General features: G+C 71.8%; 3 protein-coding genes. 1 reads left to right on the plus strand and 2 read right to left on the minus strand.

Annotated elements, in window-relative coordinates:
* Positions 1–33: 33 nt before the first annotated feature.
* Positions 34–825: an ABC transporter permease gene (locus ACFCX4_RS35510; RefSeq protein ID WP_376151484.1), complete on the minus strand. Its 792-nt coding sequence runs from the start codon at positions 823–825 to the stop codon at positions 34–36.
* Positions 822–1,823 carry an ATP-binding cassette domain-containing protein gene (locus ACFCX4_RS35515; RefSeq protein ID WP_376151486.1) on the minus strand — a complete coding sequence of 334 codons (1,002 nt, stop codon included), beginning with the start codon at positions 1,821–1,823 and terminating at the stop codon, positions 822–824. The genes ACFCX4_RS35510 and ACFCX4_RS35515 overlap by 4 nt, the downstream gene beginning before the upstream one ends.
* A gap of 527 nt (positions 1,824–2,350) precedes the next feature.
* Here ACFCX4_RS35515 and ACFCX4_RS35520 point away from each other — a divergent pair.
* The gene (locus ACFCX4_RS35520; RefSeq protein WP_376151488.1) at positions 2,351–3,184 is read left to right on the plus strand and encodes a PIG-L family deacetylase; all 834 of its coding nucleotides are present in this window, start codon (positions 2,351–2,353) and stop codon (positions 3,182–3,184) included.
* Positions 3,185–3,225: the final 41 nt, after the last annotated feature.

Raw genomic sequence — 3,225 nt, forward strand, 5'->3', positions numbered from 1 at the left:
GGTCGGCCGGCCGACGGACCCACCCGGGGGCGCTCACTTCGGGGCGCGCTCGAACACCGCCTTCGACCAGCGGTAGCCGAGCGCCGCCAGGGCCAGGCACCAGGCGACGGCGAGCCATCCGTTGTGACCGATCCCGGTGCCGAGCAGCAGACCCCGCAGGGTCTCGATGGCCGGAGTGAACGGCTGGTACTCGGCGATCGGCTGGAACCACCCCGGCATCGCCTCTACCGGGACGAAGGCGCTGGATATGAGCGGCAGGAAGATCATCGGCAGCGCGTTGTTGCTGGCCGCCTCCGCGCTCGGACTCACCATGCCCATACCGACCGCGATCCAGGTGAGCGCCAGCGCGAACAGGGTGAGCAGGCCGAACGCGGCCAGCCACTCCAGGACGGTGGCGTCCGTGGACCGGAAGCCGATGGCCACGCCGACCGCGCCGACCACGACCGCGCTCGCGACCGCCTGCAGCACACTGCCGACGACGTGTCCGACCAGCACGGACCCGCGGTGGATCGCCATCGTGCGGAAGCGGTCGATGATGCCCTCGGTCATGTCGTTGGACACCGACACGGCGGCGCCGACCGTGGTGCCCCCGATGGTCATCAGCAGCAGACCCGGGACGAGGTAGGCGATGTACGCCGAGCGGTCGGCGTGGCCGCCGCCGAGGCCCGCGCTCATCACGTCGCCGAAGACGTAGACGAAGAGCAGCAGCAGGACGACCGGTGTCAGCAGCAGGTTCAGCGTCAGGGACGGGTAGCGGCGGGCGTGCAGCAGGTTGCGCCGCAGCATCGTGGACGAGTCGCGCAGGGCGAGGGAGAAGGAGCTCATCGGACGGCCTCCTCGGGCCGGTTGGGCGGGGTCGGACCGCCGGTGAGGGCGAAGAACACGTCGTCGAGGTCGGGCGTGTGCACGGTGAGCCCGCCGGCCTCGACGCCGGCGGCGTCCAGCCGGTCGAGAACGGTGCGCAGGTCCCGCTGGCTGCCGTCGTTGGGGATCCGCAGGGAGAGGGCCTCGTCGTCGCGGACGGCGTCGGACAGGGCGGAGGCCGCCGACCGGTAGGCCGACGGATCGGCGAAGCGCAACCGGACGTAGCCGCCGGGGATCAGCCGCTTCAGCTCCTCGGCCGTTCCCTCGGCCGCGATCCGGCCGCCGTGGAGCACCGCGATGCGGTCGGCGAGCTGGTCGGCCTCCTCCAGGTACTGGGTGGTGAGCAGCACGGTCACGCCGTCGGCGACCAGCCCACGGATGATCTGCCACATGTTGTGGCGGGAGCGCGGGTCGAGGCCGGTGGTCGGCTCGTCGAGGAAGATGATCCGCGGCTCGCCGACCAGCGTCATGGCGATGTCGAGCCGGCGCCTCATCCCGCCCGAGTAGGTGGCGGCGGGCTTCCTCGCGGCCTCCACGAGGTCGAACCGCGCCAGCAGTTCGCCGGTGACCCGCCGGCCCTCCCGCCGGGAGAGGTGGTTCAGGTCCGCCATCAGGCGCATGTTCTCCTCGCCGGTGATCAGGCCGTCCACCGCGGAGAACTGGCCGGTGACGCCGATCGCGGCGCGCACGCCGTCCGGGTCGGTGGCGAGGTCGTGCCCGGCCACCTGGGCCTGGCCGCCGTCGGGCCTGATCAGGGTGGAGAGGATCTTCACCACGGTGGTCTTGCCGGCGCCGTTCGGCCCGAGCAGCGCGAACACGGACCCGGCCGGGATCCGCAGGTCGACACCGTCCAGAACGGTCTTGTCGCCGTAGGACTTTCGGAGGTCCACGGCGGTGACGGCGGCGGGCCGATGCGGACCGTCGGGACTTCTGGGTGCGGGCATGACGGAGGAGGGCATCCGGGTTCTCCCGTTCGGAGGCGGAGCGGTCGGGGACCGAGCAGTCGAGGGCCGAGCAGTTGGGGGCCGGGCCTTCGTGGGCCGAGCGGTGGTGGCGGTACGGAAGGGGCGGTAACGGTGCGGTCGGTGCGTCCGGGGTCAGCCCCCGGCACGCCCGACGGACGGGGCGAGGTCCATGACGTCATGATGGCACCATCATGGCGCCACCCGCAAGGTCTTTTGGATGAACCGCCCGCCGACGGCTCCGGGAAGGGAACTTGACCAGCGGAAACGCCCGGACCAGGCCCCCGAAACCCTGCCAGGCGGTCTACTCCGCCCACCCGGCGACTCCCCGTCCGCCCCCCGGAGACGGACCATGGCGCGCCATTGGCGCCACATGGCACCACGGGACCGGCCCCACCGGCACCGGGACGGGAGACCGTCGCGGGCCGGGGCCGTTCCAGCAGGTCACCCGATATTGCGCGCGAGCACCCGCCGACGTGCCGCAGACTCGGTCCCAGCACTTTTCACACCGGAGGATGGTTTCCATGACTGACCGGCCCCTGACGCTGATGGCGGTCCACGCACACCCCGACGACGAGGCCACCGGGACGGGCGGTGTCCTCGCCCGGTACGCGTCCGAGGGCATCCGCACGGTCCTCGTCACCTGTACCGACGGCGGCTGCGGCGACGGCCCGGGGGGCGTCAAACCGGGTGAGCCGGGGCACGATCCCGCGGCCGTCGTGGCGATGCGCCGCCGGGAACTCGGCAAGAGCTGCGAGGTCCTGGGGATCGGTCACCTGGAGCTGCTGGACTACGCGGACTCCGGCATGATGGGCTGGCCCGCCAATGACGCACCCGGCTCGTTCTGGCGGACGCCGGTGGAGGAGAGCGCGGCCCGGCTCGCCGAACTGATGCTGCACTACCGGCCGGACGTGGTCGTCACCTACGACGAGAACGGGTTCTACGGCCACCCCGACCACATCCAGGCGAACCGGATCACCACGGCGGCGCTGGCGATGACCGGCTTGACGCCGAAGGTGTACTGGACGACGGCGCCGCGCTCGATGATGCAGCGGTTCGGCGAGGCCATGCGCGAGTTCGACCCGGACTGGGCGGAGCCGTCGCCGGAGGAGGCGGCCGCGATGGCTCGGATCGGGCTCCCCGACGAGGAGATCACCACCTGGGTGGACACCGCCGAGTTCGGCGGCCGGAAGTTCGACGCGCTGGCCGCCCACGCCAGCCAGGGCGAGAACATCCTCTTCCTGAAGATGGGCAAGGAGAGGTTCACCGAACTGCTGGGAATGGAGACCTTCGTCCGGGTCCAGGACGGCACCGGCGCGCCGCTGCCCGAGAACGACCTCTTCGCCGGACTGCGCTGATCCCGGCGCACCCCTGAACCGGTCGGGGCCGGGCCCCGGAC

This window comes from Kitasatospora sp. NPDC056327 (assembly GCF_042261735.1).
In the GTDB taxonomy this organism is placed as follows: Bacteria; Actinomycetota; Actinomycetes; order Streptomycetales; family Streptomycetaceae; genus Kitasatospora.